The organism is Flavobacterium sp. ENC (assembly GCF_020991415.1).
Lineage (GTDB): Bacteria > Bacteroidota > Bacteroidia > Flavobacteriales > Flavobacteriaceae > Flavobacterium.
The window spans coordinates 80,074-106,122 of the sequence record NZ_JAJMOY010000012.1; the positions used below are offsets into that span (position 1 = coordinate 80,074).

24 protein-coding genes are annotated in these 26,049 nt (G+C 37.2%); 9 read left to right on the plus strand and 15 right to left on the minus strand.

The window, feature by feature from the left end:
- Nucleotides 1–10: 10 nt before the first annotated feature.
- From LPB89_RS20575 to LPB89_RS20605, 7 genes are all read right to left on the minus strand, one after another.
- Complete coding sequence (locus LPB89_RS20575) at nt 11–862, minus strand: nuclear transport factor 2 family protein (protein ID WP_230703504.1); 852 nt, start codon at nt 860–862, stop codon at nt 11–13.
- Nucleotides 863–993: 131 nt separating this feature from the next.
- Nucleotides 994–1,590 carry an NAD(P)H-dependent oxidoreductase gene (locus LPB89_RS20580; protein ID WP_230703505.1) on the minus strand — a complete coding sequence of 199 codons (597 nt, stop codon included), beginning with the start codon at nt 1,588–1,590 and terminating at the stop codon, nt 994–996.
- 144 nt (nt 1,591–1,734) lie between these two features.
- Complete coding sequence (locus LPB89_RS20585) at nt 1,735–2,574, minus strand: SDR family NAD(P)-dependent oxidoreductase (RefSeq protein ID WP_230703506.1); 840 nt, start codon at nt 2,572–2,574, stop codon at nt 1,735–1,737.
- Between the two features lie 85 nt (nt 2,575–2,659).
- Nucleotides 2,660–3,559: an AraC family transcriptional regulator gene (locus LPB89_RS20590; RefSeq protein ID WP_230703507.1), complete on the minus strand. Its 900-nt coding sequence runs from the start codon at nt 3,557–3,559 to the stop codon at nt 2,660–2,662.
- Nucleotides 3,560–3,805: 246 nt separating this feature from the next.
- Nucleotides 3,806–4,510: a lipoyl(octanoyl) transferase LipB gene (lipB, locus tag LPB89_RS20595; RefSeq protein WP_230703508.1), complete on the minus strand. Its 705-nt coding sequence runs from the start codon at nt 4,508–4,510 to the stop codon at nt 3,806–3,808.
- A 5-nt stretch (nt 4,511–4,515) separates the two neighbouring features.
- Complete coding sequence (locus LPB89_RS20600; protein ID WP_230703509.1) at nt 4,516–5,277, minus strand: hypothetical protein; 762 nt, start codon at nt 5,275–5,277, stop codon at nt 4,516–4,518.
- A gap of 53 nt (nt 5,278–5,330) precedes the next feature.
- Nucleotides 5,331–6,056 carry a hypothetical protein gene (locus LPB89_RS20605; protein WP_230703510.1) on the minus strand — a complete coding sequence of 242 codons (726 nt, stop codon included), beginning with the start codon at nt 6,054–6,056 and terminating at the stop codon, nt 5,331–5,333.
- Nucleotides 6,057–6,364: 308 nt separating this feature from the next.
- Between LPB89_RS20605 and lysS the strand changes: the two genes are divergently transcribed.
- Complete coding sequence (gene lysS, locus LPB89_RS20610) at nt 6,365–8,068, plus strand: lysine--tRNA ligase (protein WP_230703511.1); 1,704 nt, start codon at nt 6,365–6,367, stop codon at nt 8,066–8,068.
- Nucleotides 8,069–8,165: 97 nt separating this feature from the next.
- On the opposite strand, the gene LPB89_RS20615 is transcribed toward lysS, so the two are convergent.
- Together LPB89_RS20615 and LPB89_RS20620 are read right to left on the minus strand one after the other, a co-directional pair.
- On the minus strand, nt 8,166–8,768 hold the full coding sequence (locus LPB89_RS20615; RefSeq protein WP_230703512.1) for a hypothetical protein: 603 nt from the start codon (nt 8,766–8,768) through the stop codon (nt 8,166–8,168).
- A gap of 85 nt (nt 8,769–8,853) precedes the next feature.
- Nucleotides 8,854–9,876, minus strand: coding sequence for a 2-hydroxyacid dehydrogenase (locus LPB89_RS20620; protein ID WP_230703513.1), 1,023 nt, complete (start codon nt 9,874–9,876; stop codon nt 8,854–8,856).
- A gap of 190 nt (nt 9,877–10,066) precedes the next feature.
- On the opposite strand from LPB89_RS20620, the gene LPB89_RS20625 reads away from it, so the two are divergent.
- Nucleotides 10,067–10,507, plus strand: a complete 441-nt coding sequence (locus tag LPB89_RS20625; protein ID WP_230703514.1) for a hypothetical protein — start codon at nt 10,067–10,069, stop codon at nt 10,505–10,507.
- A 163-nt stretch (nt 10,508–10,670) separates the two neighbouring features.
- Nucleotides 10,671–11,411 carry a hypothetical protein gene (locus tag LPB89_RS20630; protein ID WP_230703515.1) on the plus strand — a complete coding sequence of 247 codons (741 nt, stop codon included), beginning with the start codon at nt 10,671–10,673 and terminating at the stop codon, nt 11,409–11,411.
- A 73-nt stretch (nt 11,412–11,484) separates the two neighbouring features.
- Here LPB89_RS20630 and hemL read toward each other — a convergent pair whose 3' ends face one another.
- The 4 genes from hemL to LPB89_RS20650 form a co-directional block, all read right to left on the minus strand.
- Nucleotides 11,485–12,771, minus strand: a complete 1,287-nt coding sequence (gene hemL, locus LPB89_RS20635) for a glutamate-1-semialdehyde 2,1-aminomutase (protein ID WP_230703516.1) — start codon at nt 12,769–12,771, stop codon at nt 11,485–11,487.
- An 81-nt stretch (nt 12,772–12,852) separates the two neighbouring features.
- Nucleotides 12,853–13,734 carry a glucosaminidase domain-containing protein gene (locus tag LPB89_RS20640; RefSeq protein ID WP_230703517.1) on the minus strand — a complete coding sequence of 294 codons (882 nt, stop codon included), beginning with the start codon at nt 13,732–13,734 and terminating at the stop codon, nt 12,853–12,855.
- Complete coding sequence (locus LPB89_RS20645; protein WP_230703518.1) at nt 13,727–14,623, minus strand: 1-aminocyclopropane-1-carboxylate deaminase/D-cysteine desulfhydrase; 897 nt, start codon at nt 14,621–14,623, stop codon at nt 13,727–13,729. The genes LPB89_RS20640 and LPB89_RS20645 overlap by 8 nt, the downstream gene beginning before the upstream one ends.
- A 3-nt stretch (nt 14,624–14,626) precedes the next feature.
- Complete coding sequence (locus tag LPB89_RS20650; protein ID WP_230703519.1) at nt 14,627–14,968, minus strand: hypothetical protein; 342 nt, start codon at nt 14,966–14,968, stop codon at nt 14,627–14,629.
- 114 nt (nt 14,969–15,082) lie between these two features.
- Between LPB89_RS20650 and LPB89_RS20655 the strand changes: the two genes are divergently transcribed.
- From LPB89_RS20655 to ilvA, 4 genes are all read left to right on the plus strand, one after another.
- Nucleotides 15,083–15,268, plus strand: coding sequence for a DUF5522 domain-containing protein (locus LPB89_RS20655; RefSeq protein WP_127340319.1), 186 nt, complete (start codon nt 15,083–15,085; stop codon nt 15,266–15,268).
- A 340-nt stretch (nt 15,269–15,608) separates the two neighbouring features.
- On the plus strand, nt 15,609–17,585 hold the full coding sequence (locus LPB89_RS20660) for a urocanate hydratase (protein ID WP_230703520.1): 1,977 nt from the start codon (nt 15,609–15,611) through the stop codon (nt 17,583–17,585).
- A 143-nt stretch (nt 17,586–17,728) separates the two neighbouring features.
- A complete protein-coding gene (locus LPB89_RS20665) occupies nt 17,729–18,265 on the plus strand; it encodes a DUF4136 domain-containing protein (protein ID WP_230703521.1) in 537 nt (178 codons plus the stop codon).
- A gap of 367 nt (nt 18,266–18,632) precedes the next feature.
- On the plus strand, nt 18,633–19,877 hold the full coding sequence (gene ilvA / locus LPB89_RS20670; RefSeq protein ID WP_230703522.1) for a threonine ammonia-lyase IlvA: 1,245 nt from the start codon (nt 18,633–18,635) through the stop codon (nt 19,875–19,877).
- A gap of 83 nt (nt 19,878–19,960) precedes the next feature.
- Here the strand turns inward: ilvA and LPB89_RS20675 are convergent, their stop codons facing one another.
- A complete protein-coding gene (locus LPB89_RS20675) occupies nt 19,961–22,114 on the minus strand; it encodes an RICIN domain-containing protein (RefSeq protein ID WP_230703523.1) in 2,154 nt (717 codons plus the stop codon).
- Nucleotides 22,115–22,485: 371 nt separating this feature from the next.
- Here LPB89_RS20675 and LPB89_RS20680 point away from each other — a divergent pair, with 371 nt between their 5' ends.
- Both LPB89_RS20680 and LPB89_RS20685 read left to right on the plus strand, forming a co-directional pair.
- Nucleotides 22,486–22,869: a group III truncated hemoglobin gene (locus tag LPB89_RS20680; protein WP_230703524.1), complete on the plus strand. Its 384-nt coding sequence runs from the start codon at nt 22,486–22,488 to the stop codon at nt 22,867–22,869.
- 155 nt (nt 22,870–23,024) lie between these two features.
- On the plus strand, nt 23,025–24,782 hold the full coding sequence (locus tag LPB89_RS20685) for an aromatic amino acid hydroxylase (protein ID WP_230703525.1): 1,758 nt from the start codon (nt 23,025–23,027) through the stop codon (nt 24,780–24,782).
- 486 nt (nt 24,783–25,268) lie between these two features.
- On the opposite strand, the gene LPB89_RS20690 is transcribed toward LPB89_RS20685, so the two are convergent.
- A complete protein-coding gene (locus tag LPB89_RS20690) occupies nt 25,269–25,898 on the minus strand; it encodes a DUF4230 domain-containing protein (RefSeq protein ID WP_230703526.1) in 630 nt (209 codons plus the stop codon).
- Nucleotides 25,899–26,049: the final 151 nt, after the last annotated feature.

Genomic DNA, 26,049 nt, shown 5'->3' on the forward strand with positions numbered 1-26,049 from the left:
TACTGGTTTATTATTTTTTACTTTTCAGGAATTCGGCAAATTGTTTTGTATCATAATAGAAAGGCCTGATTGCGGTAATTTTTCCGTCTTTCAAATCAATATGCTCCGAAACAGGCATTAAAAGTGTTTTACCTGATTTTTTCGCTTTGGCCTTTATGGTAAAATAAATAATTATTTCGTTTTTGGAAGCATCACTAAAATAGACTTGTTCTTTCTCAATCTGCAACTCAAAATATTCAGCTGATTTGGCATACATTTTAGTCCATTCCTCAAAACCTGTAAAAGTTCCTCCGTAAGGCAATCCCTCCGCCTGATAATAAATGGCACCTGGCTGAATTAAGTTAGCCATTGCTGTAAAATCCCTGGTTTTAAAAAGACTTTCATAGTATTGTGCAACCACTTTCAAATTGTCCGTTTCAAGATTTTTTAAAATATCAGATTCCGACAAAGTAGCTTCGGGATTCCAGAAACCGATAATTTTACTCACCTGCCCTTTACCGTTTAATCTTGCAAAATCACGACCGGACATTATAAGTTTACTTTTTGAATCCAGAATTTTCCAGTCCCAGCTTACATAATTGTCTTTTACAACCTTTGCACCTGATGTCAATACTGCATCGGGATACTTTTTATAAAATTCATTTATCACATTATTCAATGCAACTGTTCCTTTTATGGAAGCCGAAGGGTCTTCAAAAGTACTGTCGTCCAACCAGATTGTTTTGATTATTTTTAGTCTTGCATCATTATTGTGCTCTTGCCACGCTTTTTCATAAACCATTACCGGATTCAATTTATCTTTCTTTTGAGCAAAAAGACCATTCAGCATGAAAAGGAAATAAAGGAAGTAGATTTTTCTCATAAGTAATTAATTTATATTCAGTTAAAAGCTGCTATTAAAAGTACAAAACCAAATTTAAAATAAAAATATCACAAAATAACAAGACTTCCCTAATTTGTCATCCCTTCAAAACTTCTCTCATAAAGTTTTTTTTATACAACTGCGATTTGATTGTCAGACTGCAAAGCAGTTTCTATCTGCTTTTTCCAGTCTTCAATAGACTCTGCAGAAGCCCTGTCGGCTTTATCAAAATAAAAATGTTTCTCAATTTCTAACCCGCAATACTTAAAAATGCCGGTATCGGAAGTCAGAGCCAAAGCTTTATCCATGCCCATTGCTTCATATTCTGCATTGGATTTCCCGTGTGAATTTACAATAATCGCTTTTTTTCCTGTCAACAAGCCTTTCTGAATTCCCTGATCGTATCGGTACGCAAATCCGTAACTAAAAACGCGATCGATATACCCTTTCATAATAGCCGGCATTCCGGTCCACCAAATCGGGTATACAAAAACAATGCGGTCTGCCCACGCAATAAAATCCTGCTCTGTTTGTACTTCATCAGCCACTTTTCCCATTCGTTGTCCGCTCATATCATTTAAAGAAAGAACAGGATTAAAACCGATCACATACAAATCACGAACCTCAATTTCCTGATTCGATTCCTGAAGATTTTCTATAATAGTTTGTTTAAAAAAATGATTTAAACTGCCTGAATTGGGATGTGCATAAATGATTAAATTTTTCATGTTTTTAGGTTTTAAAGATTAACAGGACAAATGTAAAACGCAGGTTTCAGGCACAATTGTAAGAAAACGAAATCCCGGACTCATCCTAAACAAAAAAAATCCCTGTCGAAGTGATAAGGGATTTTTTTTGAAAATAAGAATGTATTAAAAATTTGTTGCAATTGTCATCGCTTTCCAGGCTTCTAAGTCAGCTTCAACTTCTTCAATTTTGGCATTTGCCATATTATAGGCATCTTCCCCTAAGAACAAATGCAATGGCGGATTTTGTTCCTGACTAATCTGAATTAAAGCTTCCACCGCTTTCTCAGGATCTCCCGGCTGATTTCCATTGATTTCATTTTGATGCGCCAATACAGACTGACGCGCTTCTTCATAATCTGCAATCGGATTTTTAGGCAATCCCATTGAATCTGCAGACAAGAAACTGGTTCTGAAATACCCCGGATAAACCAAAGTTACCTTTACTCCGAAAGCTTTGGCCTCTGCCCTTAAACCTTCTGTCAGACCGGATACGGCAAATTTAGTAGAACAATAAATCCCCCAGCCCGGAAAACCTCCGTGATATCCTCCAATGGAAGAAATATTGAAGAAATGACCTGCTTTGTTTGCCCTGAAATGAGGCATTGTATTGCGGATCACATTAAGCAAACCGAAAACATTGACATCAAAATTTCGTCTTGACTCTTCGTCTGAAAGTTCTTCCAGCGTACCAATTTGCCCATAACCTGCATTGTTCACCACAACATCTATGGTTTTAAAATGACTGATTGTTTTGGCAACTGCATCCTGAACACTGGTTTCCGTTACAAGATCCATTTCTAAAGGCAAAAACTGATCTGATGCTGCACCAACTTCTTTAATTAATGAATTGATATCTCTTGAAGTTGCAGCAACGTTATACCCTTGTGCTAATAGTTTCTGAACTAAGATTAATCCCAACCCTTTCGAGGCTCCTGTTACAAACCATACTTTTTTAGTTTCCATAATTTATATTGTTTTAATGACAAGACAAAATTAGGACGGAAGTACAGGTCAGGGATAGCAAAATTCAAACCATTACTTACGAAATTCAAATAGTCCGAAATTGTCGGGGCGTAAGCTGAATATTCTTTTTAAAAAAATTATTAAAATGCGTCGGTTCTTCAAATCCGAGGCTATAGGCAATTTCAGCAATATTCCAGTCGGTGTGTTTCAGAAGAATCTTGGCTTCCTGTAAAAGACGTTCCGCTATAACTTCTGAGGTGGTTTTTTGAGTGGTTTCTTTTAAAGCCCTGTTTAAATGATTCACGTGAATCGTCAATTGATTGGCAAAATCTGCAGCAGAACGCAGTGTAAAACGCTGTCTCGAATTTTCGATCGGAAACTGCCTTTCGAGTAATTCCAGAAACAAAGATGAAATTCTACTGGATGCTTTAGAATGCTGGTTTATAGAAAGATTGGCAGGTTGCATTTTCATTGCACTGTGAATCAATTCAAAAACCAGGTTGCGCAGCACATCATATTTATAGGCATAATCAGAATTGATTTCTTCCATCATCTGCCTGTAAATCAATTTGATTTTCCCGGTCTGTTCCTTGTCAATTGAATAGATAAAATTTCCGTTTGGTTTAAAAACCGGATATTCTTTTAAATTTCCGAACTGATGAAAAAAGGCTTCCGTAAACACACAGAAAAAACCGGTCTGGTGTTCTTCTAACTGTTCCCAGTTATAGGGAATCTGCGGATTGGCAAAGAACAAAGCTTGCTCTTCGATCTCTACAATCTTATCGGCATAATGAACCCTGTTTTTACCAATAATCAAACTGATTTTAAAATAATCCTTACGGCTGTACGGAATTGGTTTTGCACTGCAACCCATAAAATCATCCAGCTCAAATACATTAAAATGTCCGATTTCCTTTTTAAGGTTATCGGGCATGAAATTGAGTTTAGTACGATAAAAATCTTCTATAGTTTCTGTCTTCTCCATTTCGCAAAGTTACGAAATTCAAACAAACTAAAAATCCTTAGCAGTACAGATATTTAGAGATACGTTTACTCCAAAACTAAAAACCAGTATTGTCTGAAAATTAGGCAGCACCGTTTTGGTGACAGGCAAATCTGTTTTATTTTCAGCAAAATAGAAATGGAAAAAAAAGATTCAAATTCTGAAAGAACAGCAATTCTGTAATTGTTATTTTCGTCAGAATCTTTCATTCTCTTTCTTTTAAATATATTATTCGTGAATAAATTCAGCTTCAAATAAATGAGTCAGGTGTTTCAGGATTTTAGCTTTCACTTCTTCCTCATCTACTTTTTCCACGCCTAATTCTACCTGTAAAGAAGTCACTCCTTTTCCTCGAATGCCACACGGAATGATGTTATCAAAATAACCTAAATCCACGTTGACATTTAAGGCAAATCCATGCATGGTTACCCAGCGAGAAGCGCGCACACCAAGGGCACAAATTTTTCTCGCAAACGGAGTTCCGGCACCCAGCCAAACTCCTGTTTCGCCTTCGCTTCGGCCACATTCCAAACCATATTCGTTCAATGTCAGAATGATAGCTTCTTCCAGAAAACGCAGGTATTTATGAATGTCGGTAAAGAAGTTTTCCAGATCTAAAATCGGATACCCCACAATTTGTCCGGGCCCGTGATACGTAATATCACCTCCGCGATTGATTTTATAAAAAGCCGCTCCTTTGGCTTCGAGTTGTTTTTCGTTTAAAAGCAAGTTCTCGAAATCACCGCTTTTGCCCAAAGTATACACATGCGGATGCTCTACAAACAACAAATAATTGGGTGTTGGCAAATCGAGCTCTTCTCTTCTGTTTTTTATTTTTAAATCGACAATATCCTTAAAAAGTTCTTCCTGATATTCCCATGTCGCTTTATAATCTTTATTTCCTAAATCCTGAAGTTGAATTTTTTTATTCATTTTTATTATTTTTCAAACTCTACTTCGAAGTTAAGTTTGCCTGGATTCTCCATATAATCCGTAAAAGGGTATTGAATTGTAATTGTTTTTCGGTCTTCACTAAACAAAGCGTCCGGATTAGATACCTTTTTGATTTTCTTCGGGAAATGATATTTCAGGATATAACTGGAGGAGGAAAAAATCATTTTAGACATATCAGCCGCACTATCTTTTGCTTTTTCAGCTACTTTTTGCTGGTCAATGACTGCTGTACGGGTAAATTTCTTTCCGTTGTAGCTATAACTTAACTTACTGTTATTATTTCCGAAATTACCCCCGAAAGGACTTGCCGCGGCAGCACTTCCGCCCTGCTCTAATTTCTGAAAAGTACTTAGTGTCTGCAAGATATCCTGCAGTTCATTTACGTTTTTAAAATCTGTAGAAAGCGTCATCAGAAACTCCTTCTTTTCGCTGCTCATTTTGGTATGAACGACAAAGTTTTCTATTTTTTTTAGTTCCTTTTGGGATTCCGGGGAAAGCTTGGCGATACTGTCTTTTTTTGCTGCAAATAATTGTTTGAAGGTAAACGTCGAATCAATATCTTTTTTCGCTTCAGCGCCCATTTGATTTCCAATCTGGTCACCGGCCATTGCCATTAGAGAAGAACCATCCATGTCTACAGAAAATTTTCCGGCTCCGTTATCGTTTACATAAATATTTTCTGTGAAAGTACAGCTTGTAAGTGCTGCGAATAAAAAAGAAAACGTAAGTAATTTATATAATTTCATCGTGGTTTATTTTCCCCAAAGATACGAAGAGTATTTTTAATTGTTTCGCTACTTTATTCCAAAACTACTTCAAGACTTGTACTTTCGGGATTTTGCAGACAGTCCGAAAGTTGAAATTCTACCAGAACTGACTTTTTATCCGGACTTATGATTCCTTTTGGATTTGAAACTGATTTTATTTTTCCGGGAAAATGATATTTTAAAGTATAGAGCTGCGTGAGTTTTAAAGAAGCATATTTGGGATCAATCTTTTTGAATTCCTCTTTTGCTTTTTGAAATTCAGTTTCATTTGTGACAGAAACCAGGCGTTTAAAAACTTTCCCGTCAAAAGCATAAGCCACTTTATAATAATGGTTTTCTGCGGTTAAAGCATAGTTATACCGGATATCATCGGCGTAATTTTCGGTTTTATACAAATCCGGAACTTCTGAGATTTTGTTGAAGTCAAGTGAAAACACATCCCGAAACTCTTTTTCAAAAGAACTTTTCTTCAGATGCACTTTTACATTGGCATATTGCTGAAACAACTTTTGTTCTTCTGACGTATATTTTAAAAATGTTTCATTGTATTTTTTGATATAATCACTAAAAACGTAAGTGGTATCCTGAAATTTTTCTTCTCTGGAATAATTTTCACCCGCCAGCTGCATATAACTGTTTTCGTCCCGAAGAGTAACGACTTCAATGCTTCCGCTTCCGTCTGCATTTAGGTGAATCGTTTCGGTGATCTGGCAGCTTGTTAAAAGAAGCACGAGTATGAGTATTGAAATGTATTTCATTTTCCTGAAAGGTTCTGAGGTTTTGAATGGCTAAGATAATGAGGTTTTTGCTTAATTCCTTACCGCTAATTTTTAAACGCAATATTGATAACCGTCCCAGCCAAAACGTCTTTTAAAAAACTAAAATTTCTACCCTAGCCCCGATAGAAGCGGTATCCTTTTTTGCTTTTTCTGCAAAAAAGATTTAGCGGATAGCGGGACAAAAGGCGGTTGAAACACGATAAAATACTGCTTCAAAAAATCTAAAAACAGCATTCTGAAATCTACATTCTTTTGTTTATCTTTGCACACTTAAAAAACAGTATATAATGGCCTTATCTGAACAAGAAATCATCCGAAGAGAGAAACTTCAAAACTTACGCAACTTAGGAATCAATCCTTATCCTGCTAATCTTTTTCCTGTAAATCATACTTCTAAGCAAATTAAGGAGTCTTTCGAAGAAGGTAAGAAGGTGATCGTTGCCGGGCGTTTGATGAGTGTGAGAGATCAGGGGAAAGCCTGTTTTGCTGAATTGCAGGATAGCGAAGGCCGCATTCAGTTGTACGTAAATCGCGATGTTTTGTGTGAAGGTGATGATAAAACGTTGTACAACACCGTATTTAAAAAACTAACCGATTTAGGTGACTTTATTGGTATTGAAGGGGAGTTATTTACGACACAAGTTGGTGCACAATGTATTCGCGTTAGCGGATTTACTTTCCTGAGTAAAACGCTTCGTCCGCTTCCTTTGCCAAGAGTAGACGTTGACGGAAATGTTCACGATGCTTTTACAGATGCAGAGTTACGTTACAGAATGCGTTATGTAGATTTAACCGTGAATCCGCAAGTTAAAGAAAACTTCATCAAACGAACCAAGTTGTTTACCGCTATGCGTGGTTATTTTAATGATGCCGGGTATCTTGAAGTGGAAACTCCGGTTTTACAGCCCATTGCCGGTGGTGCTGCGGCGCGTCCGTTTATTACGCATCATAATTCGCTTGACATTCCGCTTTACATGCGTATTGCCAACGAATTGTACTTAAAAAGATTAATTGTTGGTGGTTTTGAAGGTGTTTATGAGTTCTCTAAAAACTTTAGAAATGAAGGAATGGACAGAACGCATAATCCTGAATTTACTGCTATGGAAATATATGTAGCCTATAAAGACTACAACTGGATGATGGAATTTGCTGAAGGTTTACTGGAGCACTGTGCTATTGCCGTAAACGGAACCAGCGAAGTTACTTTTGGAGAACACCAAATTAACTTTAAAGCACCTTACGCCCGTGTAACAATGACGGATTCTATCAAACATTTTACCGGATTTGATATTTCAGGTAAAACGGAAGAGGAATTGTTTGAGGCAGCACGAGGAATGGGAATTGACGTTGATCAGACAATGGGGAAAGGAAAATTGATTGATGAAATTTTTGGCGCGAAATGCGAAGGAAATTACATTCAGCCTACTTTCATTACCGATTATCCTAAAGAAATGTCACCGCTATGTAAAGAGCACCGTGATAACCCGGAGCTTACGGAGCGTTTTGAACTAATGGTTTGTGGGAAAGAAATAGCAAATGCCTATTCTGAACTGAACGACCCAATTGATCAGCGTGAGCGTTTTGAAGACCAGATGCGTCTGGCTGCAAAAGGTGATGATGAAGCGAACGGTATCATCGACGAAGATTTCTTAAGAGCTCTTGAATATGGTATGCCGCCAACTTCCGGAATGGGAATTGGAATGGACCGTCTGATTATGTATCTGACTAATAACGCTTCTATCCAGGAAGTTTTATTGTTCCCGCAAATGCGTCCGGAGAAAAAACAGGCGTCGATAGAACTTTCTGATGAAGAAAAATTTATCGTGGATTTATTGAAAGGAAATGAAAACAAAATGGATCTTCAGCAATTAAAAATTACTGCTAATTTAAGCGGTAAAAAATGGGATGCATCTATGAAAAATTTATCCAAACACGGTTTGACTAAGGTTGCTGTTGAAGGTGAGTTTAAATTTGTGGAACTTGTAGAGTAAATTTTAAAATTCCAAATTTAGAAATTCCAAATTCCAAAACTGGGGATTTAATAATATCAAACCCGACAGGTTTTAAAAACCTGTCGGGTTTATTATTTTAAAACGAATACTTCTCTAATTTCTTTCCCTCGATATCCAAAACCTTAGTGCTTTCTTTTGAAACATCACCTTTTACTTTTTCCTGAACAGATGGATTGGAAGGATATTTACCGTTCTTCATTTTTAAAAGATGAAATTTTCCTTCGGTCTCAAATATAAGATCATAGAATTTCTCTGTTATTGAAGTGGTTACACTAATCGGAAAATCGGTTACGGTAAAAGAATTAATGACACTTCCGTCATGGTTTAAAATATAGCCGGAACAGCCACCGCTCCCGCAAAAATAACGATTTGAGAAACCAACGAAATATTCGGTTTTCTTATCATTATTCAGATCGAAAGCATCATAATAAAAAAAACGGTCGTCTTTTGTCATTGCCGGCAAATCTTTCTTCAATAAAACATTCAATTGTTTTCGAATAACTTCAACTGCTTTATCCTCTTTTGGAGGAGCGTCACTGACATCAGCAGTTCCCGCAGCTGTTTTGGACAAGGTGTCTTCGGCAATTGTTTTTATTATACTTTGTTCGTCTTTTTTATCCTTGTTTTGGCATGAAATCAATCCCAGAATCACAAATGCCGTTAAAATTGTATTTTTCATAATTTCCTATTTTAAATTCCCAACATTATGTTTGTTAAATCCGACAGGTTTTAAAAAACTGTCGGGTTTGTAATCGTTACATGCTTTAAACCAGCAAAGCTGCTTTATTCCCGATATCATTTTGAGTCAGCAATGATTTTATATTATTGAAAGTAACCAGGGCAATCTGTGTTAAAGCTTCATTGGTAAAGAAAGCCTGATGGGCCGTAACCAAAACATTCGGAAAACTCATCAGACGCTGAATTGCATCATCCTGAATTATATCAGCCGAAAGGTCCCTGAAGAAGAGTTTTTCTTCCTGTTCGTACACATCAATTCCGAGATAACCAATTTTACCTTCTTTCAATCCTTCAATAACACAGGCCGTTTCTATTAATCCTCCCCTGCTTGTATTGATAATCATAACGTGATCTTTCATTACAGCAATTGATTTTTCATTAACCACATGCTTAGTTTGCTCGTTTAATGGGCAGTGCAGTGAAATGATGTCGCTTTCTTTGAAAACATCATTTAGATCGGTAAAAATGACCCCGTCTTTTTCCATTTCCGAATTCGTTACAATATCATAAGCCAATACTTTACATCCGAATCCCAAAGCAATTTTAGCAAAAGCTTTCCCAATATTTCCTGTTCCGATGATTCCTATGGTTTTTCCGTACAGATCAAAGCCCAGTAATCCGTTTAGCGAGAAGTTCTGTTCGCGGACTCTGTTATAGGCTTTATGCGTTTTCCTGTTTAAGGTTAAAATCATAGCCATTGCATGTTCTGCAACTGCCTGAGGCGAATAGGCAGGAACACGGCAAACTTTTAAGCCATATTTTTTAGCAGCTTCCAAATCTACATTATTAAATCCGGCACAACGCAAAGCTATAATCTTAACTTCCTTTTCTGCCAATTGTTTAATAACAGCTTCACTGACAATATCATTTACAAAAACGCAGACAATACTGCAATCCTGAATTAAAGTAACGGTCTGCGGATTGAGCTGCGTTTCGAAAAAATCCAATTCGAAACCAAATTCATTGTATTGATTAAAAAAAGTTTTATCGTAAGGCTGTGTCGAAAAAAAAGCAATTTTACTTCCGTCTACCGATGGTAATGAATTCATATTGTCAGTTTTTATTTGCATTTATATTTTACTAAATTTAAGGATTAATTCTGAATTTTTCCGAAAGAAAAGTTATTTAATAGCTGAATCAATGATTTTCAGTTTGTTAAAAATTTTATAAAACAGACAAACCAATTAAACCTAACGAATTTTACAAAGTCTAACTGACATAAACTTAAAAAACAAAATCATGAAAAAATTATTTATCGCAGCTATGCTATTCGTTGGATTAGCAAGTTTTGCACAGGACGCCGAGCAAAAACCTGCACGTGATCAAAAAGAGAGAATGACTCCGGAGCAGCGTAATGAAAAGCATTTAAAGAAAATGACCTCTGAATTAAATCTGGATACCAATCAACAGGCTCAGATCAAACAATTGTTAGCAGAAAGAAGCGCTAAGGCTGAAAGTTTTAAAGAAGCCCGTAAAGCAAAAAAAGAGAGTAATGTAAAACTTACTGCTGAAGAAAAAGCGGCTTTCAAAAAACAAATGGACGAAGAAGTGGCTTCCAATGATGCTAAAATGAAAGCGATCCTGAATGCAGACCAATATAAAAAATGGACCTCCCTTCAGGAAGAAAGAAAAGATAAGATGAGAGAAAAAATCAGAGAACGCAAAGACGGCAATAACTAATTGTAGTGTACTAAAAGAGGCTTCAGGAGGCCTCTTTTTTATTTCAAATACTCTTTATGTTTTCATTAGTACTTTATGTTAATTAAAAGATAAATCTCACAATCTGATTAAACTTAGCAAACTTATTGAAGTCTAACAGATATAAATCTTTAAAAAACGAATTATGAAAAAATTATTTATTGCAGCTTTATTATTCGTTGGAATAGTAAGTTTTGCACAAGACATCAATCAGAAACCTGCACGTGATCAACGAGAAAAATTAACTCCGGAACAACGTAATGAAAAACATTTACAAAAATTGACTTCTGAATTGACTTTAGATAAAAAACAACAGGAGCAGGTAAAACAATTACTGGCAGAAAGAAGCGCTAAAGCAGAAAAATTCAGGGATGCCAAAAAAGACAGCAAAGTAAAACCTACTGCCGAAGAAAGAGAAGCATTCAAAAAACAAATGGAAACTGAAAAAGCAGCCAACGATGCTAAAATGAAAGCCATTTTAAATGTAGATCAGTACACAAAATGGACGGCTCTTAAAAAAGAACACCAAGGCGATCATAAACACAAAGGCAAAAGAGACATGAAATCGCCACAGGAACGTGATCAGGCACATTTGCAAAAATTAACGACGGAGCTAAACCTCAATGCCGATCAGCAAAAACAAGTGGGTGAACTTTTATCGGACAGAAGTACCAAAATGGCAATGCTGAAAAAGAGCCGAAAAGAGGCTGGTACAACACCAACTGATGTGGAAAAAGACGCCATGAAAAAACAAATGAAAGAAGATCGCAAAGCTACAGATGCCAAAATGAAAACTATTCTGACTGCCGATCAATATACAAAATGGGGAGTGATTCAAAAAGATCATCAGGATAAAATGAAAGATCATGAAAAAGATAAAATGTAATTGAGATCAAAAAAAAGAGGCTTTAAAAGCCTCTTTTTGTTTTCATATATTTTTGTTTCGGATTTAAATAAATCTAAAATGTTTTCGAAACCTTATCAATCGCCTTAATCGTAAAATCTAAATCTTCATACGTTAATGCATCTGTAATAAACCAGGTTTCATAGGCCGATGGGGCGATATAAATCCCTTCCTGCAATAATCCGTGGAAGAATTTTTTAAATGTTTCGTTATCTCCTTTTGCCGCACTTTGAAAATCCGTAACCGGATTGGCATCAAAATGTACAGAAATCATCGAACCAACTCTGTTGATGGTAAAAACGACATTATTTGCTTTTAAAACCTTATCGATTCCTGCTTCCAAATACGCTGTTTTTTCTTCTAAACGCGTAAAAACAGCACGATCATTGTCAAGGGATTGTAACATCGCTAATCCCGCGGCCATTGCTAAAGGATTTCCGGATAATGTTCCGGCCTGATAAACGGGACCAAGCGGTGCTAAATAATTCATGATTTCTTCGCGTGCTGCAAAGGCACCAACCGGCAGACCGCCGCCAATTACTTTTCCGAAAGTTACGATATCAGCCTTGATATTATACAATTCCTGAACACCTCCGCGGGCCAGACGGAAACCCGTCATCACCTCATCAAAGATTAATAAAATTCCGTTTGCCGTACACAGATCTCTCAGTCCCTGCAAAAATCCTTCCTGAGGCGGAATACATCCCATATTTCCGGCAACCGGCTCAATAATAATAGCTGCTATCTCGTTTTTGTTGGCTTCGATTAAAGTCTTCACATTCTCTAAATCATTGTATTTTGCCAATAAAGTATCTTTTGCAGTTCCTTCTGTAACGCCGGGACTATTTGGAGATCCGAAAGTTACGGCACCACTTCCTGCCTGAATCAAAAAAGAATCCGAATGTCCGTGGTAGCAGCCTGCAAATTTGATTATTTTATCTCTTTTTGTAAATCCGCGTGCCAGACGAATCGCACTCATACAAGCTTCTGTACCTGAATTTACAAAACGGATTTTATCAATATTCGGAACCATAGCAACTGCCAGAGCTGCGATCTGAGTTTCTAATTCTGTTGGCATTCCAAATGAAGTGCCCAGTTTTGCTTTTTCAATTACAGCATCAACTACCGGCTGATACGCATGACCCAGAACCATTGGACCCCATGAATTGATATAGTCTATTAATTTATTTCCGTCTTCATCATACAAATAAGCACCTTTGGCACTTTTTGCAAAAATCGGAGTTCCACCAACCGCCTTAAAAGCTCGTACTGGTGAATTTACGCCTCCCGGGATTACTTTTTCTGCTTCAGCAAAAAGCTGACTACTTCTTTTATATATCATTTTTGACTTTATATTATTAGCGTTATGATTTTACAGCATGAAACGATTCCAACTGAGACTGAGACTGAAAACTAAAAAGAATTACTTCACCTTCAATTTCTGTCCGACAGAAAGAGCGTTGTCTGAAAGATTATTTTTTCGTTTTAAATCATCGACCAGTACATTGAATTTTTTTGAAATCGAATATAAGGTATCTCCTTTTTGAACTTCGTACAAAGAAGGATCATTTGAATTTGAGGCTGGATTGGAAGATGAATTTCGAACCGGAGTTGATTTATTAATTGCCGTATACGTTTTTCCTGTAACCTGGCAATCGTACTGATGCAGATTGTAACGCTCTATATAACTGATTAATTTATCCGGATAATTTGGATCTGTGGCGTAACCCGCAGCGCGCAAGCCTTTTGCCCAGGCTTTGTAATCATCTTTTTCGTAAGTAAATAATGTTGCATATCTGTTCTTACCCACCAAAAACAAAGCATGATCCCGATAGGATTCCGAAGCTTCTGTGTATTTTCTGAAACATTCCTGAGCCGAATCGTCATCATGGCGAACGCTTTCACCCAACCAATCTTTGTGACATTTAATTCCGAAATGATTATTGGCTTCCAGTGCCAGATCCCCTTTTCCTGCACCGGATTCGAGAATTCCCTGTGCCAGTATAATACTTGCAGGAATGCCATATTTTTGCATATTTGCCATGGCGATCTCCTTAAACTGCAAAACATAATTATTGATCAGATCACTTGTCACTACCGTTTTTGAAGTAGACTGAATGACCTCAGTGGTATTATTTGTGGTGGGATATTTGCCTATAGGTTTAGAATAAGTCCCTTTTTTAGTCGAAGCTGTTCTGGGTTTCTGGACCGCGGCTTGTTTCTTTGTTGTTGCAATAGCAGGTTTACTGGAAGAACAGCCCGCTAATGCTGCGATTATGAAGAGTAGGATTATTTTTTTAAACATTCTTTTTTAGTATTGGTAATTTCTTCTGCATCAACTTCAAATTCATTCCGTCAATTCCCTGCAATCCGCCGGTATGAATGAGTAAAATTTTTGAATGCGCCGGAAAATAGTCTTTATGGATTAAATCTATAACGCCAAAAACCATCTTTCCTGTATAAATTGGATCCAAAGGCACTTGATTTGCATCAAAAAAAGCGTTGATAAATTCAATTAATTCCAAATTTATCTTTCCGTATCCTCCAAAATGATAGTCAGAAATTAAATCCCAGTTATCTTTTTTTGCAAAAATACGAATTTCATCCTTTAGAAAGTCACCTTTTAACGCCGGAAATCCTAAAATCTTCTGATCTGCATAAGCGCTGTTTATCAATCCCGAAATAGTGCCGCCTGTTCCGACAGCGCAGCAAACGTAATTAAAAACCGAATCTTCCGCAGTCAGAATTTCTTCGCAGCCTTTTACTGCCAGGGTATTTGTTCCGCCTTCGGGTACCAGATAGAAGTCGCCAAACTTATCTTTTAATTTTTCTATAAAGAAAGCCTCACTTTTAAGTCTGTACTCTTCTCTGGACACAAATTCAAATTGCATGCCGTTTTCCTGAGCAAATTTCAAGGTTGGATTTTCTTCTATTTTATCAAAAAGTTCTTCTCCGCGAATCACACCGATAGTTTCAAATCCGTATTCCTTACCCGCAAAGGCAACTGCTGCAATATGATTTGAAAAGGCACCGCCATAAGTCAATACCGTTTTGTGATTTTCAGCTTTAGCCTGAACCAGATTGTATTTGAGTTTTCGGAATTTATTCCCGGAAATAAAAGGATGAATTAAATCTTCGCGTTTTATAGTCAAAGAAATATCGTTCTTAAAATTGATATGAATTTCCTGGTTCAAAATCTATTTTTGTTTTAAAGTTAAGTAGTTCCTGAATTTTAAAAACGGACGGTTTTTCAAATAATCATAGTCGGTTTCGTGGGCATAGGCTTCTCTTTCAAAACTAATATTCTGATACGCCATCGCTGTATTTTTATATTGAACCAACCGGAACAGATATTCTAAAAAATACCAGACAAAAAAAGGGAGGATCAGCATTTCCAGTTGTTGCCGCAAATGAATCTTTTCGTGATTGACAAAAGTCCTGTTGGTTTTATCGCTGCCGTATTTCATCAGAACAAACGGAAACACAGCCATTCCGCGATATCCATTCGGAATTAAATATTTAGCAACAATTAGAAACATTGACTGTAAAATTTATAAATTTGTAGCAGCAAAATTGTTTGTTTTCATTAAAATAATAATCAAAATTATGGATTTGATTTTAAAGCCAGACAACTATTTCACTTAAACAGGATTATGAAAGAGCAAAGTAATGAAAATAAATTAACCGAGGGCGAAGATTTTTATTATACGCCCGAAGGATACAAATGCTTTACCGAAAAACACCATTTAAAACGCGGGTATTGCTGCAAAAGCGGCTGTCGTCACTGTCCGTATGGATTTGACAAACGGACCGGGGAAATTAAGAAGAAAGCGAATTAGAAAATAGGGCAATTTGATAATTTGATAATTTTCACTTTTGTCACCCTGAGCGAAGTCGAAGGACAAATCTAAAATCTAAAATCAACAATCTAAAATCACATATGGATATTCTCTTGCGAAAATTTAGGATTAAAATCCACAAATCCTATCACAGGTCGGATATTCGTTATCCCTAGTTTTTTTTAATTAGAAAATGTGTTAATTTGGAAATGAGATAATTTCTTTTCAACCAAATATAATTTACTTAACTAACTTTTAATTACCACGGCTATTGGATTATTTACACTTGGAGAAAATCTCAGAAGTCTACTACTCCAATCCTCTAACAATCTAAGAAAAAATGACTTTTCAAGAAGAAATACAACAAGGAATACCAACTATATTGCCTCCGAAAAAACAATACGATTTAGCGATTAACCATGCGCCAAAACGAAAAGAAATACTTTCTGCGGAAGAAAAAAAACTGGCTTTAAAAAATGCATTACGTTATTTTGAGCCACAACACCATGCTGAATTAATTACTGAATTTTCAGAAGAATTAGAAAAATACGGCCGTATTTACATGTACCGCTTTCGTCCGGATTACAGGATGTACGCCAAACCCATTGACGAATATCCGGGAAAATCAGTACAGGCAAAAGCCATTATGCACATGATTCAGAACAATCTGGATTATGCCGTAGCACAACATCCACATGAGTTAATTACCTATGGCGGTAACGGGGCTGTTTTCCAGAACTGGGCGCAATATTTACTGACCATGCAGTATTTGTCTGAAATGACAGATGAGCAAACGCTGACGATGTATTCGGGACATCCGATGGGATTATTCCCTTCACATACAGAAGCGCCAAGAGTTGTGGTTACGAATGGAATGGTAATTCCGAATTATTCAAAACCGGACGACTGGGAAAAGATGAATGCCCTTGGCGTTTCGCAATACGGACAAATGACTGCCGGAAGTTATATGTATATCGGCCCGCAGGGAATTGTACACGGAACCACCATCACCGTTTTAAATGGTTTCAGAAAAATAAAACAAAATCCCGAAGGCAGTCTATTCGTAACTTCAGGATTAGGCGGAATGAGCGGTGCCCAGCCAAAAGCCGGAAATATTGCCGGCTGCGTTACGGTTTGTGCCGAGGTAAATCCTAAAATCACCAAAATTCGCCACGAACAAGGCTGGATTAACGAGATTGTCACTTCGACGGAAGAACTGGTGAAGAGAGTAACTTCGGCGAAAGCCAATAAGGAAGTAGTTTCAATTGCGTACTTAGGCAACGTAGTGGATGTCTGGGAATGTTTCGATAAAGAAAATATCAAAATCGATTTGGGTTCCGACCAGACTTCCCTTCATAATCCATGGGCGGGCGGTTATTATCCGGTTGGAATTTCTTTTGAAGAAGCCAATGAAATGATGGCCAATAATCCTGAATTATTCAAAGAAAAAGTACAGGAGACTTTACGCCGACATGCCGCTGCCATCAACAAACATACTGCAAAAGGGACTTACTTTTTTGATTACGGAAATGCCTTTTTACTGGAAGCTTCCCGCGCCGGAGCAGCAGTAATGGCCGAAAATAATATCGATTTTAAATATCCGAGTTATGTTCAGGATATTATGGGGCCGATGTGTTTTGATTACGGATTCGGGCCTTTTAGATGGGTTTGTACCTCCGGAAAACCGGAAGATTTACAAAAAACAGATACTATCGCTTCGCAGGTTTTAGAAGAAATGGCAAAGACGGCTCCAAATGAAATTCAGCAGCAAATGCAGGACAATATCAAATGGATCAAAGGCGCTCAGGAAAACAAACTGGTCGTAGGCTCTCAGGCCCGAATATTATATGCAGACGCCGAAGGGCGTATTAAAATTGCAGAAGCTTTCAACCAGGCGATTGCCAGGGGTGAAATTGGTACTGTTGTCTTAGGCCGTGATCATCATGATGTTTCCGGAACGGATTCGCCTTACCGTGAAACTTCAAATATCTATGACGGCTCGCGTTTCACAGCCGATATGGCGATTCAGAATGTGATTGGAGACAGCTTCAGAGGGGCTACCTGGGTTTCCATTCACAATGGCGGCGGAGTTGGCTGGGGAGAGGTAATTAACGGTGGATTTGGTATGGTTCTTGATGGTTCTAAGGAGGCTTCAAAACGTTTAGCATCAATGCTTTTTTGGGATGTTAACAACGGAATTTCAAGACGAAGCTGGGCGCGAAATGACGAAGCTATTTTTGCTATAAAAAGAGCAATGGAAGTTCAGCCTTTATTGAAAGTGACTTTACCGAATATTGTGGATGAAAGTTTATTTTAGGGCATAATCGTCACCCTGTTAGTCCACAATTGGCATTCTGTTATAAACGAATGTACCCTGAGCGAAGTCGAAGGCTAATAAAAAAAGAGGCTTCGACTTCGCTCAGCCTGACAAAGAAACAAGAACATTAAATTTTTATAAATATGAAAACATTCAAATTAATACCGGTTTTTCTGCTTTTACTACTGGCTTCCTGCAGTCCAGTCAGTGTTTATTCTGATTACGACAAAAGTGTCGACTTTACGCCTTATAAAACGTATGCTTTCTTTAAGCCCGGTATTGATAAGGTAGAGATTTCTGATTTGGATAAAAGACGTATACTGCATGCTATCGATTCACAAATGCAGGCAAAAGGCTTTACAAAAAGCGACAACCCTGATATGCTGATCAACATTTTCACCAAATCAAGAGAGCAGGTTGATGTCAACCAATTTAGCGCCGGATGGGGCTATGGTTGGGGATGGGGATGGAATCCTTATATGATGTACGGAGGACAAACTACCGTTTCTACTTCTACGCAAGGAACTTTATTTATCGACTTTATTGATGCCAAAAAGAAAGAAATGATCTGGCAGGGCGAAGGAATCGGAACACTTACGAAAAACGCTGACAAAAAAGATGAAAAGGTAAATGAGTTTGTGACTAAAATTTTAACACAGTATCCGCCGGTCAAAAAGTAGTTTTCAGTCTCAGTTTTTCAGTCTCTCCGGATTATAAATTATCGGGATCCGTTTTTTGTAAAACGAGAAAGACTTCTTGAGTATTTTACAAAATAATTAATATATTTGCTTTTCACGAAAAAGAAACGATGACCAATTTAAATAACATTATTATCGCTATTAATAACATTATTGCAATTCAGCAGTAATGGCGAGGTGTTATATAAAAAAGTAAACAAATACAATTTTATCAAACCTCCCTAATCGGGAGGTTTTTTTATTTAAATAGCCACGAATTTCACGAATTCACACGAATTAAGGATACCAATTCACGTAAAAAAAATTAGTGACTGTTCGTGAAATTCGTGGCAAAAAAAAAACAAGAATCATGAATTTATTTAACGAAGTCCTTACTGCTAAAAAGCAGCTCGAAAATGTAGTGGCCGCTACTCCACTCACACAAAACCTGAATCTTTCAGACGAATTTAAATCGACTATTTTATTAAAAAGAGAAGATTTACAAATTGTGCGGTCGTATAAAATCAGAGGGGCTTACAATAAGATTTCTTCGTTAAACGAAAGAGAAAAAGAAACCGGAATTGTTTGTGCCAGTGCTGGAAATCATGCCCAGGGAGTTGCATATTCTTGTAATTTACTACACATACAAGGCAAAATTTACATGCCCAAGACCACTCCAAAACAAAAGGTAAAACAGGTGCAGCTCTTCGGAAAGTCATTTGTAGAGATTGTTCTTACCGGAGACACTTTTGATGATGCTTATGCCTCAGCTACAGCAGATGCCATCAAAAACCATAAAATATTTATTCATCCTTTCGATGATATAAAAGTAATGGCCGGTCAGGGAACGGTTGGATTGGAAATCCTTGACACCTTCAAAGCACCTATAGATTACGTTTTCGTTCCCATTGGCGGCGGCGGACTGGCTTCCGGTTTGTCTGAAGTTTTCAAACAGCTGAGCCCGGAAACCAAAATTATCGGTGTAGAACCAAAAGGCGCGCCTTCCATGAAAAATTCCATTCAGGAAAACAAAAATACCGCCCTTACCTCAATTGATAAATTTGTTGACGGAGCCGCCGTAAAACAAGTGGGTGATATGACTTTTGAAATTTGCCGCAAAAACCTGGACGATATTATTCTGGTTCCCGAAGGAAAAGTCTGCACTACAATTTTAAGATTGTACAACGAAGAAGCCATGGTTGTCGAACCTGCAGGAGCTTTGACGATTGCAGCATTAGATTTTTACAAAGATAAAATTAAAGGTAAAAACGTAGTCTGTGTAGTAAGCGGGAGTAATAATGACATCGAAAGAACCGCTGAAATAAAAGAACGTTCGCTCCTCTACGAAGGATTGATGCATTATTTTATGATTCAGTTTCCACAGCGCCCCGGTGCGTTAAAGGAATTTGTAAACAATATTTTAGGGCCCGATGATGATATCACTTATTTTCAGTTTGCGAAAAAAAACAGCCGCGAAGTTGGATCTGTAGTTGTTGGTCTGGAACTGAAAAACAAAAAGGATATTTTCGACATTAAAATGAATATGACCAAAAATGGTTTTGAATTCCAATACCTCAATGATAATCAGGATTTGTTTACGCAGTTAATCGGTTAATTCAAGGAAAATAAAAAAGGCTGCCTGATACCAGACAGCCTTTCAAATCAAATAAAAACTACTAACTAATTATAGATTTGAATTTATTGTTTCAGCACTTTTTTAGAATAAGTCCCTTTGTCATCATTAATTTTAACGATGTAAAGTCCTCTTGGTAATTTTGAAATTTCGATTTCAGATGAATTTCCTTTCACAAAACTTAGCGGTTTTTTCAATACACTCTGTCCGGAAATAGTGAAGACTTCCACGAATCCGTCACCTTGATGATCGGTGCCAATTTTTAAATAATCATTCGTTTCATTGATAAAAAGGGTCCTGTCAGTGCTCTCCGTTTCTGCAGCAACATCTTTTGTTATAGCATTTTTTGCCGTGGATTCGATCTGCACCAACTGCCATTGCTGATTTAAGCCGCCGGTGTACGACCAAACCTGAATATTGGCGCCATTGGCTGTAGAAACATTTTCAACATCAAGTGATTTTCCGCTGTTTACATTGATTATTTTATAATAACCTCCTCCAAGACTGGTCACCGTCCATTTGAATTCATTGGTAGCAGCGAAAGTTTTTTGCACCACTTTTACGCCATCGCCGGTACCATTATTTTCGGTGGTCAGGTACATTTGAGTTGATTTCACAATAATATAATAATTGCCACTTCCGGCCGACACGAATTTCCAGCGCTGATTGTTTCCTCCGCCGTTTGTAATATCGTATTGCTGAATTCTGCTGCCGCTTGTTGTAGCATTATCCGCTACATCCAATCCTTTATTACTGTTTCGGGAAATGATGTTGTAATAGCCCGGAAAACCAGTTGGCGGCGGTGTTCCTGCCCCCCAGGTAAATGTCACTGCCGAAGATCCGGGAACTGCATAATCAAAAGCAGATGATCCTGAAACGATTCTGATAGTATTGGATCCGCCGGAGTTATATACGACAAGTGCAATCGATCCGTCAGGGTTTTTAAATCCTGCAGAAACTATACTGCCGTTTGTACTGGAAGAGTTTATTCGTAAAGCACCCGGCTTAACAAATTTTGAGATTTGCCCAATAATATAATAGGCTACATTTTTAGTGTAACTGGTACTATTATTCACCGTAATGGCTCCGAGACAAGTGTTGCATCCACCCGGAGTACGTGGTCCTAAACCCGAATTGTTTGCTGCGTTCCATTCCAGAACAGTTTTTGCCCAGTTATTGGTACTTCCGATCACCACATTTTGCATGTGCCAGCCAAAATCTCCACTAAAACTCCCACCCGATCCGGTGTATTGTTCTGTAAAATAAACGTTTTTATTGGTTGCATTTCGTACTGTAGACATAGCTGAAATATTCCCCAAATACAAGTGAAACGCTGCGCCATCAACATACCCGCTATTGTTTAAAACATCAATAGGATAAGCTGTATTGTCGCAATTATGATCAAAAGCTATGATTTTTATATTTCCGTAACCAGCTGATGCCATTTGTGGACCCAATTGTGTATTAATAAAATTCTTTTGTTCGGTTGAATTCATTAACATACTTGGTTCGTTGTTTGGATTTTCAGGTTCATTTTGGGGCGTTATTGCCCAAATCGAAATTCCCTGCGCCTGCATAGCGGCAAAATATTTCACAAAATATCTCGCGTAAGCAGCATAATATTGTGTCTGTAAACTTCCGCCAACCCATGAATTATTGGTTTTCATCCAGCGTGGTGCTGACCATGGAGTGGCTAATATTTTTATATTTGGATTAATAAGCAGAATCTTTTTTATAATCGGAATCAAATACGTCAGGTCTGGCCCGTTCAGGCTAAAATTATTCATATTGACATCACCCGATGTTTCATTATAACTATAAGAAGAGCTGCTTAAATCGGAGGCTCCTATACTAATTCTAACTACATTGGCATTTAGACCCGTGGTCGGATTGTACAGATCATTTAATAATTGATTTTGCTGTGTGGCGGCCATTCCGCTGATCACTTCACAACTTCCTTCGGTAAGGGTATAACCAAATCCGTCCATGGTCTGATAAGTAGTTGCTGGATTAATGGTTACCGTTGAAGGATTACTTCCTGAATTGGCACCAAAACCTACCGTTGCCTGCTGTTGCAATAATTTGGACTGATCTCCTGTCGTCATCCACGGGGTTACCGTCTGAGCATTCGTTTTAACACTGAACAGAAATAACATAATGATTGGCATCATTATAAAACACTTTATTCGGTTTTTGTTTTTTGGGGTAATTTTACTCATTTTTTTTAAGGTTTTAATAATTTAATTTTTCTTTATTTTTAAGACTAATTTTATTAATTACCTTCAAATTTATGTTAATTTTTAATAAAATAATAATTTACAAACTTAACAAAAACACATCAAAACAGCCATAAAACCTTACAAAAACATATCTGTTTTAATTTCAAAATAGTGAATAACAGCAAATTATACAAAAATTAGTATTCTTTAAAAAATCAAATATTACATCAAAATCTCTTTTGTTTAAACAGTATAAAATAATGAGTATTCTGTAGAAAATATAAAATCAAAAATGCTGTTAAATGATAAATATCACAAAGTAAAGCCTTAGTTATATTGTATTTTTGCAATTGAATTTTACCTTTTTAAACATGGCAACTCAGGATATTTCAAGTTTAGGCGATATTAAACTTTTAGTGAATACTTTTTATGCAAAAGTGCAGGATGATGAATTAATCGGTCCGATTTTTAATGAAAAAATGTTAGGAAGATGGCCGGAACATCTGGAAAAGATGTATCGTTTTTGGCAGACTATTTTGTTAGAAGAACATACGTATTCCGGAAGTCCTTTCCCTCCACACAAACAGTTACCGGTAAATCAGACTCATTTTGATCGCTGGATGGAAATCTTTACAACAACTGTCGACTTTTTGTTTGTCGGTAAATTAGCCGAAGAAGCTAAAGTCCGTGCTGCAAATATGGCGTATATGTTCAATTATAAAATTGAGTATTTCAGGAATGCTGAAAATCTCTAGTCTGATAAGCAAGCCAAAAAAGCTATTTGCTATCTGCCTACTGAACTCACGAAAAACGCAATAAAAAATCATTTCGAGCAAAAAAAACAGAACGAATAGCAAAAAATAGCCGTCTTAATTCGTAATTTTACATTCTAATCTACAACGTTTTCGAAATGAATGCCAATATTGAAACAAACCCGTTATTAGAGCGATTGCCTAAACATTTAAAGCAATTTATCAAACCTCAGGATTATAGCGATTACACCCCTATTAATCAGGCGGTTTGGCGTTATGTAATGCGCAAAAATGTAGATTATTTATCAAAAGTAGCGCATCATTCTTATTTGGAAGGTTTACGAAAAACTGGAATTGAAATTGATTCTATTCCGAGTATGTATGGCATGAACCGGATTCTGACCGAAATTGGCTGGGCTGCGGTTGCTGTTGACGGATTTATTCCGCCTAATGCTTTTATGGAATTTCAGGCGTACAACGTTTTGGTTATTGCATCAGATATCAGACAATTAGAACATATCGAATACACACCTGCACCGGACATTATCCACGAAGGTGCCGGCCACGCTCCTATTATTGCCAATCCTGAATATGCGGAATACCTGCGTCGTTTTGGAGAAATTGGCTGCAAAGCTATTTCATCGCATAAGGATTATCAGATGTACGAAGCGATTCGCCTGCTTTCTATTTTGAAGGAAGCTGAAGATACACCACAGGAAAAAATCGACGAAGCCCAAAAAGCAGTTGCTGATTTACAAAACAATATGGGTGAATTATCTGAAATGGCCCAAATTAGGAACCTGCATTGGTGGACGGTTGAATACGGACTGATCGGAACCGTTGAAGATCCTAAGATTTACGGTGCAGGGCTGCTTTCGTCCATTGGGGAAAGTGCCTGGTGCATGACTGATAATGTGAAGAAAATCCCTTATGATATCTCGGCAGCGAATCAGAATTTTGATATTACGCAATTACAGCCTCAATTATATGTAACTCCCAATTTTTCTTATCTAAGTTTGATTCTGGAAGAATTTGCCAATAAAATGGCTTTGCGCACCGGCGGAATTTCAGGTATTAATAAACTGATTCATTCGAATGCTTTAGGCACGATTGAACTGAGTACGGGCTTACAGGTTTCGGGTGTTTTTACCAATGTGATTGAAGACGAAGGAAAACCTGTCTATATTCAGACCACAGGAAAAACAGCTTTGGCATACCGAGAAAAAGAATTAGTGGGTCACGGCACCCTGACACATCCGGAAGGATTCGGAAGTCCGATTGGGAAACTGAAAGGTTTTAATCTGGCGATTGAAGATATGAGCCCGAAGGATTTACAGGCGTATAACATTGTTGAAAATGAAACTGTAAAACTAGAGTTTGAAGGCAATATTATTGTGGAAGGTGAAATCATTACCGGCTCCAGAAACCTGCACGGAGAAATCATTCTGATCAGTTTCAGGAATTGTAGGGTAACACATGGGGAGACTGTATTGTTCCAGCCAGAGTGGGGAAATTACGATATGGCCATTGGCAAAAAAGTCGTTTCGGCATTTTCAGGACCGGCAGATGTTAATAGTTTTGACCTGATCAATACTGTACCGACCACAACCACCATAAAAGCAAAACATACTGACGAACGTGATGAATTGGAAACGCTATATCAGACTGTTCGTTTGATCAGAGAAAGTAAAAATTCCACATCAGAGGTAAAATCTGTATTCGAAAAAGTTAAAAATAATCATGCTAACGACTGGCTGCTTTCTTTGGAAATCGCTGAATTACTGAAGGATTCAGATGAAACGCAATTATTGCAGGAAGTTTTAGTTTACCTGGATCAATTGAAAGAAAAACGTCCTGAAGTCGCGCACTTGATTTCGGGTGGTCTGGATTTGATTTTTGATAAGAAAGCTGTTTAGTTTTTTTCGAAAGCACTCCGTTTTATAGGGGATTTTGTCCTCAGATTTACTGATTTAAACGGATTTTTGCTTTTTTTTTCGCAGATTTTGCAGATTGAGGAGATTTTATTTCATGTAAAGGCGCGAAGTTTTTTGTTATTTATATGAAGTAGTTTGTTCGCGGATTTAAACTGGTTTGCACAGATTTTTTTTCTCACAGATTTGGGAGATTGAGCAGATTATTTTTCTAGGAAAATGGGTTTTGTTTGCGGATTTAATAGATTTAAACCGGTTTACACAGATTTTTTTTCTTGCAGATTGGGCAGATGGCCAGATTTGATTTCACGCAAAGGCGCGAAGGCGCAAAGTTTTCTATGTGTTTTGTGATTCGACGGAGGACAACCTAGCGATAGCGATCAGACGAAGTAAAAGATCAAGGAATTGATCTGTAGCAAAAAACCTTAGAACCTTAGAACCTTTGTAACTCTGAACCTTAGAACCTTTCCTTTACAATTTCAAATCCTCATTGAAATCCGTATCCGATTCAATGGTTTTTCCGTTGTATTGTAATTTCCAGCCCATTGAATTTGTTAAGATCAGAATCTTAGACAGTTCACTGATCAGTCGGTTCTGGGCGTTTGATTTAAGGGAAGATTTTTCGATTTTCTTTGCCAGATTGGCTTTAACCGATTTATTGATTTTATTGTAATCGTCTCCTGTAAACGGGTTCAGTTTACTTTGTTCGACGTCATAAAACTGAATATCAGGATTGATTGTTATTTCTTCTTTTGGGATATTCAGAATGGTAATCGTTTTATTTTTTTCGTCGATATCGTATTTCATTTTATGCAAATCGTAGGCTACAGTAACATTTGCATTAACAACAACAAGGGCTTTCTTCTCAAAAGAAACCATGTCCATTAAATATTTCTGTTGATTTTTATAGGTGATCACTTCTGAAAAATGTCCTTCGGTCACCACTAATTTCCCAACATTTAAAATTTGCTGCTGAATCAGATTGGTGTTATAGTCAATTGTAGAATCATCTTCCTTTTTGAATTGGCAATATTTGAAAGCCAAAATCACAAGAACTACAATTACTGCTACGGATAAAATTCTTTTCAGTAAGTTTTGCATTATAATTTAATTAGTAGACCAATTTACTTCTTTTTTTCAAAAGGATTCTGGTTGGGGTAAAGTTTTTTTTGCCACGAATGGCACGAATTTTCACTAATCTATACTTTTGTTTACTGATAAATTCCAACCGCGCTAATTCGTGTTAATTCGC